This is a genomic window from Salinivirga sp., from assembly GCF_055145285.1.
Genome location: NZ_JBSRDC010000019.1, coordinates 14,734 through 32,756, shown reverse-complemented (window position 1 = coordinate 32,756; position 18,023 = coordinate 14,734). Strand labels below are relative to the sequence as shown.

Annotated in this window: 8 protein-coding genes; 5 read left to right on the top strand and 3 right to left on the bottom strand. The window is 40.9% G+C overall.

All coding sequences use genetic code 11. From position 1 onward, the window contains the following. Positions 1–221: 221 nt before the first annotated feature. Together ACTB0Y_RS03450 and ACTB0Y_RS03445 are read left to right on the top strand one after the other, a co-directional pair. Positions 222–3,167: a bacteriohemerythrin gene (locus tag ACTB0Y_RS03450; RefSeq protein WP_463205399.1), complete on the top strand. Its 2,946-nt coding sequence runs from the start codon at positions 222–224 to the stop codon at positions 3,165–3,167. A 157-nt stretch (positions 3,168–3,324) separates the two neighbouring features. Then, complete coding sequence (locus ACTB0Y_RS03445; RefSeq protein ID WP_463205398.1) at positions 3,325–6,297, top strand: bacteriohemerythrin; 2,973 nt, start codon at positions 3,325–3,327, stop codon at positions 6,295–6,297. 469 nt (positions 6,298–6,766) lie between these two features. Here ACTB0Y_RS03445 and rhuM read toward each other — a convergent pair whose 3' ends face one another. Continuing rightward, positions 6,767–7,765 carry a RhuM family protein gene (gene rhuM / locus ACTB0Y_RS03440; RefSeq protein ID WP_463205397.1) on the bottom strand — a complete coding sequence of 333 codons (999 nt, stop codon included), beginning with the start codon at positions 7,763–7,765 and terminating at the stop codon, positions 6,767–6,769. A gap of 217 nt (positions 7,766–7,982) precedes the next feature. Continuing rightward, the gene (locus ACTB0Y_RS03435) at positions 7,983–11,747 is read right to left on the bottom strand and encodes a class I SAM-dependent DNA methyltransferase (protein WP_463205396.1); all 3,765 of its coding nucleotides are present in this window, start codon (positions 11,745–11,747) and stop codon (positions 7,983–7,985) included. Positions 11,748–12,239: 492 nt separating this feature from the next. Between ACTB0Y_RS03435 and ACTB0Y_RS03430 the strand changes: the two genes are divergently transcribed. From ACTB0Y_RS03430 to ACTB0Y_RS03420, 3 genes are read left to right on the top strand one after another with little or no spacing between them, the layout of a single operon-like run. Continuing rightward, the gene (locus tag ACTB0Y_RS03430) at positions 12,240–12,911 is read left to right on the top strand and encodes a hypothetical protein (protein WP_463205395.1); all 672 of its coding nucleotides are present in this window, start codon (positions 12,240–12,242) and stop codon (positions 12,909–12,911) included. A 36-nt stretch (positions 12,912–12,947) separates the two neighbouring features. After that, positions 12,948–15,296 carry a TonB-dependent receptor gene (locus tag ACTB0Y_RS03425; protein WP_463205394.1) on the top strand — a complete coding sequence of 783 codons (2,349 nt, stop codon included), beginning with the start codon at positions 12,948–12,950 and terminating at the stop codon, positions 15,294–15,296. Between the two features lie 3 nt (positions 15,297–15,299). Beyond that, positions 15,300–16,181, top strand: coding sequence for a DUF4249 domain-containing protein (locus ACTB0Y_RS03420; RefSeq protein ID WP_463205393.1), 882 nt, complete (start codon positions 15,300–15,302; stop codon positions 16,179–16,181). A gap of 48 nt (positions 16,182–16,229) precedes the next feature. On the opposite strand, the gene ACTB0Y_RS03415 is transcribed toward ACTB0Y_RS03420, so the two are convergent. Next, positions 16,230–17,987, bottom strand: coding sequence for an ATP-binding protein (locus tag ACTB0Y_RS03415; protein ID WP_463205392.1), 1,758 nt, complete (start codon positions 17,985–17,987; stop codon positions 16,230–16,232). Positions 17,988–18,023: the final 36 nt, after the last annotated feature.

Below are 18,023 nucleotides of genomic sequence, written 5' to 3'. Positions count from 1 at the left end.
TTGCGCAAATGTAAAACTGTAATTTATGTTTATTGTCCAATGTTTCTTACAGTTTACAATTATTAAGCTTCATTAATGATTAAGTTTATATTAATTTTTTATTTTTGTAGAGACCATGGCAGTTATAAATTCTACAATGCACAGCAATTCCAATTACCACCCGTCTTTGCCTTTTAGAATTATTATGCCAGGGCTCGGTTTAAACCAGAAAATATAGAGCAATGAAATCAATGTTCCACTTGCAGATGAGGCTCAAAAACAGAATGCTGTTTTTAATACTTTCATTTACCATAGTTATCTTTATTATAGCTGTAGGCTATATTGGTCTATCATCGAGAAATATGGCTTATAAAGGCGCAAAAGAAAACGCCGACAAGGTTACTGCACAATCTGCCCTGGAAATTGAGAACAAACTCAATGTGAGTATGGACGTCATACGCACGCTGGCACAATCATTCAGAAAATGGGAAATGTGGCCAGACAGTGTGTGGCAACATTATGTGCAGGAAATGTACTATCCTGTATATAAGGAAAATCCTCAAATATATAAGCTATGGGACAGTTGGGAGATGAACATGGTAGACGAAAATTACAACCTTTCTCATGGCCGTTACACAAACACCTATTACCGATTAAACGGACAAATAAAATTCACTGCTCAAAAACGCAGCATCAATGAAGATCCGCCATTATATGCCAAAATAAAAAAAGAATCCCGTGAGTCTATTTGGGAACCTTACTGGGATGTATTCAGTGAACAAGGAGAAACCAGAAAATTCATGACCAGCATGTCGGTGCCCATTACAAAAGATGGGCAATATGTAGGAATTGTGGCAGTAGATATTACCATGGATGCATTACAGGAAATTGTGAGCAACATACGCCCCATGGAGCGAAGTTACGCTTTTCTAATTTCCAATGAAGGCACCCTGATCAGCCACCCAGATACCTCTGCCATTGGAAAATCGGTCACCGAGGTCATGCCAGACCACGATTTAAAATACGATCTGGCTGAAAAAATACGCAACGGTAAAAAAATTGCTTATCGCGAACAAGACAACCACCTCGGATCTGAAACATACATTTCTTATGCCCCCGTAACAGTTGGTAATACCAATACTCCATGGTCCATCGGGTTAAGTATTCCGGTTGATATTATCACCGAAGAGGCAGACTACAATTTACTCATCAGTATTATTGTAACCCTGTTAGGCTTGCTACTCCTTACAGCCATTATTTATTTTATAGCCATACGCATTTCCAGCCCGATTAGTCGTGCTACCAACATGCTGAAAAAGATTGAAGAAGGAGATATACATAATATAGAAAAAATAGAAATTGATCGGCATGATGAAATTGGGGATATGGCCAATTCACTGAATAAAGTTACTGACGGGTTGAATGAAACCGCCATATTTGCAGAAGAAATCGGAAAAGGTAACTTATCCTCTGAATACCAACCCAAAAGCGACCGGGATGTATTGGGCAATGCATTGATAGAAATGCGCCAAAGCCTTCAAAAAGCCAGAGAAGAGGAAGATAAGCGCAAAACCGAAGATGAAAAACAACGCTGGATAACCAATGGATTGGCCAAGTTTGGGGAAATACTACGTCAGGACAATGATGATCTGGAACAACTTTCATTCAACATTATCAGCAACCTGGTAGATTACCTCGGTGCCAACCAGGGAGCCATCTTTGTTTTAAATGACCAGGATGAAAACGACCAATATTTTGAGCAAATGGCCACAATTGCATACGACCGCAGAAGGTATATGCAGAAAAAAGTTAAAACAGGCGAAGACCTTGTAGGCCGCTGTGCACACGAAAAGGCCACCATTTATATGACTGACGTTCCTGAAGACTACGTGGAAATTACCAGCGGTATGGGAACAGCCAATCCAAATAGCATACTGATTGTACCGGTTATGATGAATGATATTGTTTATGGTGTTCTGGAGATGGCATCGTTCGATGAAATGGTACAATACCAGATTGAATTTGTTGAAAAAATAGGCGAAAGCATAGCCTCTACCCTCAACAGTGTAAAAGTAAACCAACGCACCCAAAAACTCCTGAGAGAGTCTCAGCGTCAGCGTGAAGAACTCTCCTCACAGGAAGAAGAAATGCGCCAGAACCTGGAAGAACTACAAACCACACAGGAAGAAGCTGCCCGCCGCGAATTTGAAACCCGTGGACTTATCAATGCCCTAAGTGCATCAACATACACCGTGGAATACGATTTAAACGGAACCATTACCGACGCCAACGACAGGTTTGCAACCCTTGTAGGCCTGTCCAAAGAACAAATGATTGGCATGAACCACAGCGATGGAATCGACTTGGAAGGTAAATCAAAAGAAGATTACAAACGATTCTGGGAAGATTTGCGCCATGGTATACCACGCACCGATATCAACCACATCAACTACGGTAATAAAAATATTTATTTAAAAGAAACTTATACACCGATATTAGATGAAGAAGACAAACCTTACAAAATACTTAAAATAGGTATAGACATTACAAAACAATACGAAAACGAAAAAGCACTCGAAAAAACCAAACAGCAACTGGAAAAACTATCGGAAGAGCAAACACAGAGTACAAAACTCATTGAAAAACTGAAACAGCAAGTCAATACTGAAAAAGCAGAAAATCTCAAATTAAAAAATCAATTAGAGGAACCGCAATCCCAAAACAAAAAAAAGCCGGATAAACCCACACCACCGGATGAAAACAAAGGACTGCCAAAGTCCGGAAAACCACTCGTAGATAAAAATCAGTCTTTATTAACGGGCATAGAAGAATTAGACGAACAACACCAACGCATCATCGACATGGTGAACGATATATTTGACGCCTTCCGTTCAAACGCCAACCGTGCACACATCAAAGAATTGCTGAAAACCCTCATTGACTTTAGCTCCTGGCATTTCAGTAACGAAGAGCGATATTTTGACCAGTTTAAATTTGATGCATCAGATGCACACAAAAAATTGCACGACAATTTTACCAAAGAACTGCAAAAATTTTCGAAAAATTACGATAAAGGAAGAACCGAAGGCTATAAAGACTTTATGCTCTATGTGAAACAATGGATTGAAGCACATTTTGCAAATGATGATCAGAAATTTGTTGAACTCTTTAAGTCAAAAGGCCTTTAAACCAAAAGAATCGTCTTCCTGACTATAATAGGCAACAAACAAATAAGCAGAAACCTGATATTGATAAAAAGGAATTATTGCTTAATTTTAACAATCTTAAAACAGATGTTTTGCCGGCATTCATAATTTGAGGTAAAACAGTAACCAGCGCTGCATAATGAAGAGAAAATTAAGAATACAGCAGAAAATTCAAATTTACATACTATCATCAGTGGCCCTGATTTTCATTTTAAGCCTTGGCTATACCGGTTGGCAATCAAAAGATAAAATGCTTTCGGCTTCCAGAGATCTTGCCGACACTTATGCCCGCGAGTATGCTAACCAGGCAAGCAATGAATTAAACTATTACGCAGATGCAGCCCTGTTTTTACAAACACTTTTCGAAAACTACACCTTTTTGCCACATAAGCAAAGGCGCGAAATCTTAAGCAACTACTTAAAAAGCATGCTTCAAGACAATCCTCAGTTTCTATCGGTTTGGTCAATCCTGGAGCCCAATGCCATTGACACCTTAAAAGAAACTTACAAAAATCAGGTTGGTAGCACTGTTTTGGGCAATTTTAGATATGTTTATTACCGGCAGGATGATAAAATCGTACTTAGCCAATATGTAGAGCAAAATCCGGAGGCCGTGCTTTCCGGTGATGTATATTCATTGGTAAAACAGCGTACGCAAACTACAGTGGTTGACCCCTACCATTACTCCTATTCAGGAAATAAATCAGACGAAATTCTTGAAACCAACATTGTAAGTCCGGTATTAGAAAATGATAAATTCCTTGGCGTCGTGGGCATTGATGTGCCACTCACAACCATAAGCCAGCAAATAAATCAATACAAACCTATCGAAGGTAGTTTTGCGTTTTTACTATCGCATAGCGGACAACTTGTGAGTTTTCCCGATGAAAATGCCATCGGGCACAATATCCACGATATTGGATTCATAACCAATGATTCAATTGACCTGCCGGCATTGATGAACACCGGACAGCAATTTTCTTATCATACCAACTATAACAATCAGGAAATTTACGTGACGGCTGCACCGGTGACAATATCAGGTACCAGCACCAACTGGTATGTAAACATGGCACTCCCGGAAAGCCATATTACCGAAAATGCACTTACCACCATTTATAATGCCATATTAGTGGCACTTGCAGGCCTCATCTTTCTCGCCATCATTATTACCATGCTGGCCAGACGAATTACAAGGCCAATCAAACAACTTACTTCTGTGATGGATAACATATCACGAGGCGATGTTTCTACCAACCGGAAACTTGATATCCATACCGGCGATGAAGTCAATGACATGGCCGTGGCCCTCAATAAATACATCGACGGGTATACCAAAAAAACAACTTTCGCCTCGCACATTGGAGATGGGGAGCTCGATGAAGACCTCGAATTACTGAGCGATGAAGATAAACTTGGCAAATCCCTCATGCAAATGCGCGATAACCTCAAAAAAGCCCGCGAAGAAGAGGAGAAACGAAAAGAGGAAGACAAAAAGCATCGCTGGACCAACGAAGGAATAGCAAAATTTGCCGATATACTTCGCCAAAACAATGACAATATCAAGAAACTGTCTTTTGAACTCATGCGCAACCTCATCAATTACCTTGAAGTAAACCAGGGTGCGCTTTTTGTAATTGAAGAAGAAGAAGAGGAAGAAACCGTTTATTATGAAGCCAAAAGCACCATTGCATTTAATCGCAGGCAATTTAACAAAACACAGTTTAAGGTTGGTGAAGACATCATAGGGCGATGTGCCCACGAGGGTAAAACCATTTATCTGAAAGAGGTTCCCAATGACTTTATTAAAATAACCTCCGGAATGGGCGAAGCCACTCCCAATACCCTGCTTATTGTTCCCGCAGTACTCAATGATAAGGTATACGCCATCATGGAGCTGGCATCCTTCAGACCACTGGAAGATTTCGAAATTGAATTTGTCGAGAAAATAGGCGAAAGTGTCGCCTCTACCATTGCCAACGTAAAAGTCTCTGAACGCACACAGGAACTGCTCAAAGAATCGCAGCATCAGCAGGAAGAACTAAGCTCGCAGGAGGAAGAGATGCGGCAAAACCTCGAAGAACTGCAAACCACGCAGGAAGAAGCCTCGCGCAGAGAATTTGAATTGCGCAACCTGATTGAAGCCCTCAGTGTAACCAATTACATGGTTGAGTACGATATGCACGGAATCATCACAGAGGTCAACGACCGCTTTGCCAAACTGGTAGGCCTGCCCAAAGAACAAATTATTGGCATGAACCACCGCGACGGACTCAAAATAACCGGGCTAACCAAACAAAAGTATGCACAGTTCTGGGAAGACCTCCGGCACGGCAACACACGTACGGAAGAAACCTGCATAGAATATAACGACCGTGAACTTTATCTTTACGAAACCTATACACCATTGCTCGACAAGGAAGAAAATCCATACAAAGTGGTGAAAATTGCCGTTGATATCACAGAATTAAAAAATGCCCAGTCTAAAGTAGAAGCTCAAAAAGCACAACTTTCCAGGAAAGATAACCGTATCGAGCAACTGGAAAAAGAAATAAATACCATAGAACAAAAGCTGAAAGAAGAAAAACAAAACAGCCAGAAGCTCGCAGAAGAACTAAAGCAAAAGCCACAAAAAGACAAGAAACCGGGGCAACCCGATACAACATCGAATCAGGAAACACCCCAGGTAGTGCTACCACCGGCCGGCGAACCGCTTGTAAATTTCTCTGCCGAAATGGAAAATGCCATTACTGAACTGAACGACCAGCACCACAGAATAGTAGACCTCACAAACGAGGTATACATTGGCCTGCGCACCGATAAACCAAAAAAAGAGATAAAAGAAACCCTCAAAATGCTGGTAGACTTTACAGCCTGGCATTTCAGCAACGAAGAAAGATACTTCGGGGAGTACGGATTCGAAAATGCTGATTCGCACAAAGCCAGCCACAAAGCCTTTATTGACCATGTTGACAGCTTCCGCAAAAAATACCAGGCCGGACACATTAAATTTTATGACGATGTAATGCGCTTTATCAAAGCATGGCTTGAAAAACATTTCGCAACCGAAGACCAGGAATATGTGGACCTGTTCAAATCAAAAGGATTATAGCACTATAAAAATGTTTCTGTTTACCGCAATTGCCGCGATATTCACTTTTATCTGGTGTACCAATGCAGGTGATATTTAACGATACCAGCTTTCATTACCTCATTGAGCAGAAAGCATATCCGTTGCGGTGGGGGATTAGTTTGGCCAGTCACCAGGTGAATTGTTCATTGCCAATTCTACACAGCCACCTGTCCCGACGTTTATAAAGAGTTCACCTGGTGACTTTCCAGCTTTTGGACGAGTAAGAGTTTCGCTCGAAGCAAAACCCTCACTACTCGTTGCGGCCAATCGGAGGCTGCCTCCAAGTCGGTCTCCGATTTAAGTATCCAATAAACCTGCAAGCGAGGGTTTCGCTCTAAGCGAAGCCCTCGATGCGCGGTGTTCGCTATTTCACACCCGCCTCCACAATCTGTATCTCCTCATCCGTTAAGCCGTAAAGCTCGTAAACCAGTTGGTCGGTATAACCGTACTATTCGTTTTTGTTTCTTTTCTTTAATTTTTTTTGTGTGTGTTCAATTTGATGTAAAAAATGTTTCTCTACCTCCGAAATATCATTTTTATGGATTTCTTTGAATTTTTCATATTCCTCATGTGCCTTTCTAAGCGCCTTCTGGTGGCTTATGCTTCCGGCATTTGTTAGAATATCTTTTCTTGCCATTTTTAAAAAGGAATCGAGTTGCTCAATCCAATCTTTCATGTACATGGGTTCCTGGTTGAGTGCCTGAATTTCTGCCAGTTCAAGATAACCTGTCACAATTCGATTTAAAACATTCAATTCTTCTTCTGTAAGATAATTTTTGGCAATCCCGACCTCCTGCTTTGTCGGCTGCTGACCTTTAAAATTACTCATGCCAAGGTTTTTCTTACCGGAATCGACCCGTTGGAAAATTATTGCGGCAGCAGTATGTCCATGCGATGCCCAATGCATCTTATTCTGAACAGTTTGAAAAAATTTTACCGACATTTCTAATGATGGATCATAGTCGATACTTGTGGCGTAAATGTCGAGGACCTTTCGCCAAAATACTTTCTCTGAAGAACGAATATCCCTGATACGGGCCAGTAACTCATCAAAATAATTACCGCCTCCGGCTTTTTTGAGCAAATCATCGTTCATGGTAAACCCTTTCACAATGTACTCTTTTAACCGTGCTGTAGCCCACTGGCGAAATTTCGTTCCCTGGTGACTTTTTACCCGGTAACCGACCGAAATAATGACATCGAGATTGTAAAAATTGGTGGGTTTAGTAGAAAAATCGGAATTTCCGATTTTTCTTATCGATGATTCTTTATTAAGTTCCCCTTCTTTAAAAACATTTATTATATGTTCATTAATAGTCGATCGAGACTTTTGAAACAAACGACTCATCTGTTCAATAGTGAGCCATACTGTTTCATCTTGCAGACGGACATCAATTTTTGTTTGCCCGTCGTCGGTTTGGTAAATGATTATTTCTGAGTTACTCATTTTGTTTTTGTTTTATCTTTTGCATCTGAATAAATGAGGTTTTCGCCCAATGGCCTCACTGTTTTCCCTCCCTCTTTAACAAGGGATTGCAACCCCTTGTTTGCAACGATTTCGCAGCAATCGGAGGCCGACTTCAAGTCGGTCTCCGATTTAAGTCTCCAATAAACCTGTAAGCGAGGGTTTCGCTCTAAGCGAAGCCCTCGATGCGCGGTGTTCGCTATTTCACACCCGCCTCCACAATCTGTATCTCCTCATCCGTTAAGCCGTAAAGCTCGTAAACCAGTTGGTCGATTTGGGATTCGAGGGCGGCTATTGAAGATGTAGGATTATTTGTCTTAATAGAAAATACTTCCTCAACTAAGTCTAGCATTTGCCCTGAATTATCCTCAACAACAGGAAAATCTTTCAGATACATATATCCTGGCTCAAAGAAATCTCCTCTTAATTTTGGCAATAAACTTTTAAATAAAAAAAAGAAAACTTTGCTGTTTAATACGCCTAATATTTCTTTATTAAATTGGGTAATTATAAAGCATTTTTGATTTGTATAACTATTATTATCATCAAATGTAAATTCAGGCCGCTTACAAATATTGGGATAGATAATTTTCTCTTTTTCAAAATGATGATAATAATCACAAGCTCTCAATTCCCACCAAAACCTCCCCTTATCATAACGTTTTTTTGCCTTTGTTTCGAAATTTAACAAATGCTCAAAAATAGCAGGATATTTATTCTGGATCTTTATCTTAGCAGCATTTTCACTTAAGCTCCCAAAAAGATTATGAGTAATGCCGTTTTCAAATAAAATTAAGTATTTTTTAATATTAGGTTTCCGAAAATGCTTAATATCTTTGCCTCCCACAAAGGGTTTTATTATCTCTTCACTTTTCGGATCCTCCTGAATCAACTTGCTTCTGGTTGCTTCATCAATTACAAATGCTTCGTTTAAGCCTGTTTTAATACCATAAAAAATGTCACCATTCGTATACTCCTGCAAGGTAGTTCCTTGAGCAAATATTTTCATCAACAATTTTTGTATCTTCACATCATTCAATGACCAACCCTTATCATTTAACCCTTTCACCAAAACACTAATTTTATTATTTTCTGCATACTGCTTCAGACTATTCTCGAATTTTAAGGTTTCAACATTTATTGCCATAAAGGTATCTTTTGGCGTATTTTTAGAAAGATGCAGAATTAGGGGATAAGTTGTTGCTTCTTCAAACACAGGCAAATCGCCAAAATCTAAAATATTCTCAATAGCTTGTTTCTTTATAAATGGCCTGAGATTTTTGCCATAACCTGCACGCAACCATTTATTTGGAACTATAAAAACAAACTCCCCCCTATCCCGTAAAACAGATAAGCTTCTCTCTATGAAATACACATACAAATCAGCTGTGCCATTATAAATTTCATAATTTAACTGGAGGTAGGGTTTTAAATCTGAAAACATTTCCTGCCTGATATACGGCGGATTCCCGATCACCACATCAAACCCGATGAAATCGCCGTTGTCGTCTAAAACTTCGGGGAACTCGAAGCGCCATTCGAAGGCGTTTTCGTAAATTTTGTTGCTTTTGATTGCTTCTATTTCGGCTTCGAGCTTTGTTTTATCTTTGGTGAGCTTGTCCATCTTTTTCTGCCATTTGCTTTTTTCGGCTTTGGAAAGCTCGAAGAGTTCGCCCTGGTTGGTGAGGTTGTAAATTTCGCCCGATAGCTTGCGCAGCCGCTGCACTTTGGGATCATTTTGGGATATTTCGCTGCGGAAGTTGGATTTAATATCATCGATCAACTGCTGCATTTCTTGTTTTTGCTCCTTGTTTTCGGCATTACGGTAGGTATCTACGGCAATGCGGTAGCTGTCGATGGTCCATTTGCTTTTATTAAGGGCTTGTTTCAAATCGGCATCCAACGGAAAGCGGCTGATGAGCGAGTTGCCGCATTTGATATTGATGTCGATGTTGGGCAGGGTTTCCAGCTCGGTTTCGTTTTTGTAATAAGCGTTTTTGAGCAGCTCAATCCACAGGCGCAGCCGGCAAATTTTCACGGAGTTGGGGTTAATGTCCACACCAAACAGGCAACTTTCGATCAATGTTTGTTTTTCGTGAAAAAGCGTCTCCTGCACGCGTTGAGTTTCGGCATTTTTGGGATTGTACTCGAACAGCTCGCCATCTTCATCGGTGACAATAAGCTCATCGTTTACCACCTCAAAATTGTACTCTTTCAACCGTCGATTGTTGCGGTCTTGTAGAATATTCAAATCGTGCTTAATGGCCAGTATTTCGTTGAGTGCCGACACCAAAAAGTGGCCGGAACCCACGGCAGGGTCGCAAATTTTTAGTTGGTTGATAATTTTATTGGCTTCGCCGGCATTGTCAATTTTATTGTAAAGGTCGTCGAGGTTTTGGCAATTCCAGCCTTTGGCATCGTTAAATTTTTGCACTACGGCTTTGCGTATGGTTTCGCGCGCCATGTACATGGTAATGAACCCGGGCGTAAAGAACGAACCGTCTTTGTAGCCGTTTATTTTCTCAAAAATCAGCCCCAGCACCGATGCGTTGATAATGGTTTTGTTTTCTTCCTGAATTTCTTCGCTGCCCTCGCTGGCAAAATCGTACGCGCTCAGGAAACGGAAAAGGTAATCGAGCGTAGTAAGTTTCCCGGTGAGCTTTTTGCCCGAGCTGTTTTTCAAAATGGTCTGGGCATAAAGCGGAATTTCTTTATCGTCGCGCAAGTTACTGATAAAAAGCGTTGTGTGTTCAATATTCGTGGGCTCGAACAATGAACTGTTCAGGTAAGGAATTTTGTCGAAAGTATCCTTAATATCTTCATTGCGTTCGCTTTGTTTACGCGCAAGCACCTGGAAAAACAGGCTGTTGAGATCGTCGTAATTGCTAATTTTATCTGAATTGAGAAACTCGTACGATTTATCGCCCTTGTGGTAGGTAACCAATTGGCCTTCCATCAACTTTAAAAACAAAACACGGTTTATCCAGGTAATGCTCAGCTCAAGAGCCACGTTAAAAAGGCGTTCCGGTAAGTTTTCGCCAAATTGCGATGGCTTTTCGAGCCGCGAAATTTTATCAAGACTATCGAGTTGAATAATGGCATTTTCGAGAATCGATCCCGTATTGCGTTTCTCTTCCGGTGCTCGTTCAATATACTTTTTGCCTTTCTCATTTCGTTCGGTAAGGCCGATAATGTGAAGCAATTCGCTGTAAAAACGTCTGTCGAGGCTGTTACTGTCGTTGGTAAAAGGCAATTTCAGCAAATGTTCCGGCGAGAGCAGTTTAAAAAGGGCGATGAGCTTGTTATCGTCTTTTTTATCGTTGTTTAGCAACGGTTTTTCATAATCGCGAATGTCGAAATGGGTAAATTCAATTTCAGCTGCAATGCTTTCCACAAAAGGCGCGGCAATTTGCGTGTAGAAGAAATCGGTTTTTGTTCCGGACAACCGTCCTGCCTCAAAATCTTCAAATTGCTTAACCAATTTTTTGTTTTCGGCAAACAATTTCTCGAACACATTGGAGTCAAAAACAAACCATTCGTTGATGTTAGTAGCAATAATGTGCTTAATTTCCGTGTTTTTGTTTAAAATACGCTCTCTCAGGTAGTAGAGAACCAGTTCATGAAATGCCTTTACATTGATGTTGTTTTTGGTGAGCATTTCACTTTTATTCGTTGGTTTTTTAGTTTCAATAACCACGCCCACGGGACTTTCGGCCTTTTCGGCAGTGTGAATCACCAAGTCGGTGCGTCCTTTGGTATTGATAAAATAGTCGGGTTTATAATACGTTTCCTTCAGAAAATCGGAAACCAGATTTTTATGAAACTCTTCAGATTCGTTGTCGTTTGTCCCTTTTATCAGTTGGGTAAGGTTCGTTTTAAAAAGCTCAATTTCTATCCGGTTGGGTTTTGCCTTAAGAAATGCTTTATTGAGTGCTTTGCGTGGTTTCAGTTGATGAATATTCATATACAAAAGCCTTTGTTAGCGTTCTACTAACAACAAATGTAGCGAAAAACAAACTACAATCGATCAATTGAGAGGATCATTTCTTTGCAAGTAAGAGTTTCGCTAAGAGCGAAATCCTCACTGTTCGGGGCTGTCTATCGGAGGCCACCCCGGAGGCGGTCTCCGATTATTTCGTTTATCCGTTTTAGCCTACGCTTAATCAGGGTGCGAGTCGTTGGCTAATCATCAACAAATCACCTTGTGAATTGGCCATTACCTATTAATCAAAACGAAATGTGCCTGTCTTTTACCAAAGTATTCACCAGGTGACTTACTCAATAGAGGGTTCGGCTTCAGGTGTCTCCGGACATTCCGCTAAATTTAAATACTTATATCAGCCTCCTGCTAAAAAGCACATTCTGTTAATTAATGTTTAAACTTGTTATACTACCTTGCGGGTTTCGAACGTTCAATTAATTTTGTGCCGATTACTTAACCCAAAACCATTACATTATGAAACCTATCTATCTAATCGTCATTGCTGTGTTGTTCAGCATGACTTTACAAGCCCAGAAGGGCGAAATGCGTTACATTTTTGGAGATCAAGACTACCACGTCAGCGGCTTTGGCGCCCCGATTGTAGAATTTTCTACTTATGACGGAAATTTTGCTGTGTTTAGCGGCGGCGGTGGCGCTGCCATCTTCAACAATACCTTTTTTATCGGGGGCTTTGGCATGGGCATGGCTTCGGAACACCAATTCCCGCAAATTTATGACCAATACGGAAATAAAATCAACGTGAACTACAATGTTGAATTTGGCTCCGGTGGCCTTTGGATGGGCTATATTTTTATGCCCAACAACCCGGTACATTTTGGCATAAGCTCAAAATTCGGGCTCGGGACCATTTCGCTCTACGACTCTGATTTTGAATACGATGAAAACGATCGCCATAACGATTTTATTGGCGTGATAGCCCCACAGGCAGAAGTAGAAATGAACCTTACGCGGTGGTTTAAAATCAGTTTCGGTGCCGGGTACCGTTTTGTTACAGGTATTGGCACAGAAACCTACATAGCCGATGGCCAGGAAAACACCAAACGGTATTTTGAAGATGATGCATTCAATGCGCCTTTCGGTAATATTACTTTCCTGTTTGGCGGATTTGGAGAAAAAAAGGATTAGTGTTGACAGCATCACTTTTAACTACTTACTTTCATTATGAAAACATATATAATAATTACAATACTTCTATTGTTGTGCCCGCTCGCAAACCGGGCCGACAATACTAATGAACGTAAACCGGTGCTCAGCGGATATATTACCGACGCTGCCACAGGCGAAGACCTCATAGGTGCTACGGTTTACGTACAGGAAATCGAACAGGGAACCATTACCAATGTCTACGGTTTTTATTCCATCAGCCTCGAACCGGGGACTTACAATGTACGGTACAGCTTCATCGGTTATAAGTCGCAAAGATTCACCATCACCATAAACGATAAAAATATATCGCGTAACATTGAGTTGCAACCCACAGCAGAAGAGCTGGACGAAGTGGTAGTAACCGGCGAAAAATCGAATGCCAACATCACCAAAACAGAGATGAGCGTAGAGCAACTGGGTAGCGACGATATCAGAAAAATCCCTGCGCTGATGGGTGAAGTAGATATCATTAAAGCCATACAACTCTTGCCGGGCGTACAAACACCCGCTGAAGGCTCCAGTGGGTTCAGTGTGCGGGGTGGCAACCTGGACCAAAACCTCATATTGCTCGATGAAGCCAATGTATACAACGCCTCACACCTAATGGGTTTTTTCTCTGTTTTCAATAACGACGCTATTAAAGACGTAAAACTTTATAAAGGCGATATACCGGCAAAATACGGCGGTAGGCTCTCTTCTGTACTGGATATTCACATGCGGGAAGGCAACATGAAACAATTCAGCGGCGCAGGTGGTATTGGACTTATCTCCTCAAGGGCCACAATTGAAAGCCCGCTGTGGGAAGACCGTATTTCTATGATTGCCTCCGGCCGCAGAACCTATGTAGACCTGTTTTTGCCTCTTTCACGCAACGAGGATATCAGAAACAACACCCTGTTTTTTTATGACCTCAACACCAAAATCAACTATAAAATAAGCGACAACGACCGGGTATTTCTTTCCGGGTATTTCGGTCGTGATGTGTTTGGATCTGAATTTGCCCGTATGGGTTATGGCAATGGCACTGGTACCATACGATGGAACCACCTTTTCTCGAAAAAGCTATTTTCAAACCTATCCGTTGTTTACAGCAACTACTATTACTCACTGGGAACAGCTGAAAATGAAGCCAATTCATTTATCTGGGAAGCAGGACTCAATGATTTAACAGCAAAATATGACCTGGCCTACTTTGCCACCCCAAAGCTCAAAATTAATTACGGGATGCAAAGCACCTTGCATATATTTAATCCCGGTTACGCCAGAGGCACAGGAGATAGTATTTCCTCGTTTGGTTCAGTCCGTGTACCCATTAACCGTTCCATTGAAAATGGTGTCTATGTGGGATTTGAGTATAAAATGAATCCATTGCTCTCTCTCAAAGGTGGTTTGCGCAATTCGTCGTTCGGCAATTATGGCAATAAACCAACCTACACATACGAAAACAGCGAGCGTGTAGCTACTAACGAGCATGATGGTGGTATTTACCAAACCTATTTTAACTGGGAACCCCGCTTAAGTATGAATCTTACATTAAGTGAGTATACCGCTGTAAAAGCCAGCTACGCAAGAACAGCACAATACATTCAAATGGCCCGAAACGGCAATGCTGGCACACCGTTGGATATCTGGTTCTCAGCATCGCCCAATGTAAAACCGCAAATTGGCGATCAGGTGGCCCTTGGGTTTTTCAGAAACTTTTTTGACAATAAGCTGAAAGCATCGGCCGAGGTCTATTACAAATGGATGGAAAACACCATCGACTTTAAAGATGATGCGGTGCTTCTGCTAAATAAAGATCTGGAAGGCGAATTGCGTTTCGGACGCTCATGGGCCTATGGAACCGAACTGATGCTCAAATTTCAGTTTGAACGGCTCAATGGCTGGGCCAGCTACACCTACTCCCATGCAGAACGCAAAATAAAAGGCGTAAATGAAGGGAACCCGTTTCTGGCTCCTTACGACAAACCGCACGATGTATCCATTGTACTGAACTATGACATCATAGAAAGGCTCTCCATTGGTGCCACATGGATTTATTCATCAGGATTGCCCGCCACCTTCCCCCGTGGAATGGCTGAAATATCGGGTAATTATGTACCCGTTTACACAGGTCGAAATGAAGATCGCTACCCCGATTATCACCGCATGGACATCTCACTCACATGGGATAACAAACCAATGATGGCGGGCGACAGGAAAGTAGAAAGTAACTGGAACCTGTCTGTTTATAACCTTTATGACCGGCACAATGCATGGGCCATAAATTTCGAGCAAGACAAGGAAAATCCGCATAAAATATATGCTGAAAAAACCTATTTGTTTGGTATTTTACCTACTGTTTCATTCAACATTAAATTTTAAGCCATGAAACAAATAATATTTCTAATCATAATCAGCACTACATTCCTGTTTTCATGTACAGAACGCATAGAGCTCGATTCGGAGCTGGGGAAAGATTTCCCTCCACATGCTGTAGTAGAAGGCCTTATAACCACTGACACCACAGCGCATGTAATAAAGCTCAGCTGGACCAAACAATTATCCAACGATCAGGAGCCTGAAAAAATAACAGGTGCCAGCGTAAAAATATCGGGCAACAATCAGGAAATATTTTTAACCGAACAGGAGCCCGGTAAATACTACACGCCTGAAGATTTTTATGCAGTAGAAGGGCAGCGCTATTATTTGCACATTGATAGTGTCGATACCGATAATGATGGTATTTTTGACCCCATTACTGCCAGCGACTCTGTACCACACGTGGAACCTCTCGACAGCATTCAACTGGAGTGGATTGACCCATGGGAAGCATGGGCTATAAAGGCTTATGCCAATGAGCCCGGCGATGAAGAAAATTTCTACATGTTTAAAGCATTTGTGAACGATACGCTCATCACGGATACGCTTTATGAAATATTTGTGACAGACGATGTATTTTTCAATGGTCAATACATCAACGGACTGGAGACTTATTATTTAAACGAGGAAGATACTGATGAACGCTTGTACACCAATGATACCGTTTCACTCAAAATATATGGAATAACAGAGCAGGCATATCAGTTTATATTCAGGGCACAGGAGGAAAGCAATTATTCTGCCCCGCTATTCAGTGGGCCACCATCGAATGTGGAAAATAATTTAGAAGGAACCAATGTATTTGGATTTTTCATGACCGCATCGGTCAAAGGTGCACAAGCCGTTTGGGATACTGCCTCAATAAAGCAATCGGGATACCATTACTAACTTACTTACAATGAAATTGTGCAAGCTTTCACTCATGTGGAAGCTTGCCTATTTTTTAGGAATCGTAACCTTAACAGTAGTTCCAACTCCAGGTTTGCTTTCAATATTTATTTTGCCGTTGTGATAATCTATTAAACGACGTGTAACAAGCAAGCCAAGACCAATGTCTGTTTCCTTCATACTGCCACTCCAGTTTTCGCGCGACATAATTTGGTCAACCTTTTGTGCGCTCATTCCTTTTCCCTCATCCTTTACCACAATAACACTCTCTTTGGTCTTGTCGATAAGCCTGAACTTAATTTTTGATTCTTTATCGGAAAATTTTATCGCATTATGCAATACATTGCTAATCATATAGGCAAGCATATCTTTATCACCATAAAAATACACCGGACCTTTTGTTTCATTGACAAATGTAATCTGCTTGCGTTCCATTATTGAAGCAAAAGTATCAACAAGTTTTTGAACCCATTTGGTTGCCTCAAACATTTCGGGCTGATATTCAACTTTACCGATTTGTATCCTGGACCAGACAAACAAATTACCCATCAGGTTGTTAGTCAGGTGAATAGAATCCTTCAATCCGTTGAGTAATTTATCCATTTTGGGGTCCTGACCGTAGAATTTACGATCGAGCAAACCGGCAAAACCATTTACTGCGCTAAAATGGTTACGCATATCATGTGTTATGATCTCAAATAGCTTACCTTTCACCTCATCGGCATCAGCCAGGTCTGTTTGCGATTGCTTAAGTTGTCTGGTAGTTTTCAGAATCCTCCTGTCTCGTTTTATAATTACCACAAAAGCTAATGTCAACAATAGATACAAAGAAAATAATATGGCCAGTCGTATGCTTAATTCCTTTTCTAACTGAAGGGCATAACTGTTCGGGTAAGCCATCAACATGCTGGCTACATGGCTTCCCTGAATATTCGGCACAGGATAAACTATGAGTGCATAATTTTGATCATCTAATACAATATTGGTTAAACTCGTAAAATTATCATTGATTGCATTTCTAACTTTATCGGGTTGTTGAGCTATTAGTTTATTAAGAAACTGAAAATCAGTTTTTCCGTTGGCTGTTTCAACAATATTTTTATCCCACACATAGCTTTTTTGCAGGTCAAAGGTTTTATAATTATCCTTTTCATCTTCGAAAACCTTCCCTTCAATAATAGATTTCTTTATCAGCAAGCTGATGTGGGATTGCTCGAGTTTCTCAAGTGCCTGATTAATCAACAAAAAGGAAGCACTTATCTCTACACTGCCCAAATGTTTATCACCCTTCAAGGTTGGAAAAACAAACCTGTAGGCATTAAAAATACGGCCTTCTTCGAACCCTGATGTAGGTTGCAGGGTTTCATTGGTTCGGGCGACAGAATAGCGGAATGGTTTCAGGTTATCTCCATATTTCGAGGGTCTGTGAAACCGAAGCAAACTTGTGCAATCGGGCAAATGAAAATGTAATTGTCTGAATCCGGCTTCTTTCATTTTTCTGTAATGCGGAAGTAAAAACTGATATAGCTCTTTTCTGTATTCATCACGCTCCTTACCATAATGACTCCCTGCTTGCTCAAGTATTTGGCGTACCCTGGGTTTATCAATTACATGCTCATAAAACACAGTAGCCGATTTGTCAACACCATTAATCACTGCCTTATAATTGGTTCGGGCTCTGTTGAGCAACTCTTTATCATTTTGAGCAGATTTTTGACTGTTGTTTGTTATCACCCAATAAACCATGGCAGCGGCAATAATTGTAACAGCAGCAATAACAGGGAAATAATTAATGGGCTTTTGCATAATTTCTAATGGTTTGTTGGTTTTTCTGTGGATGAT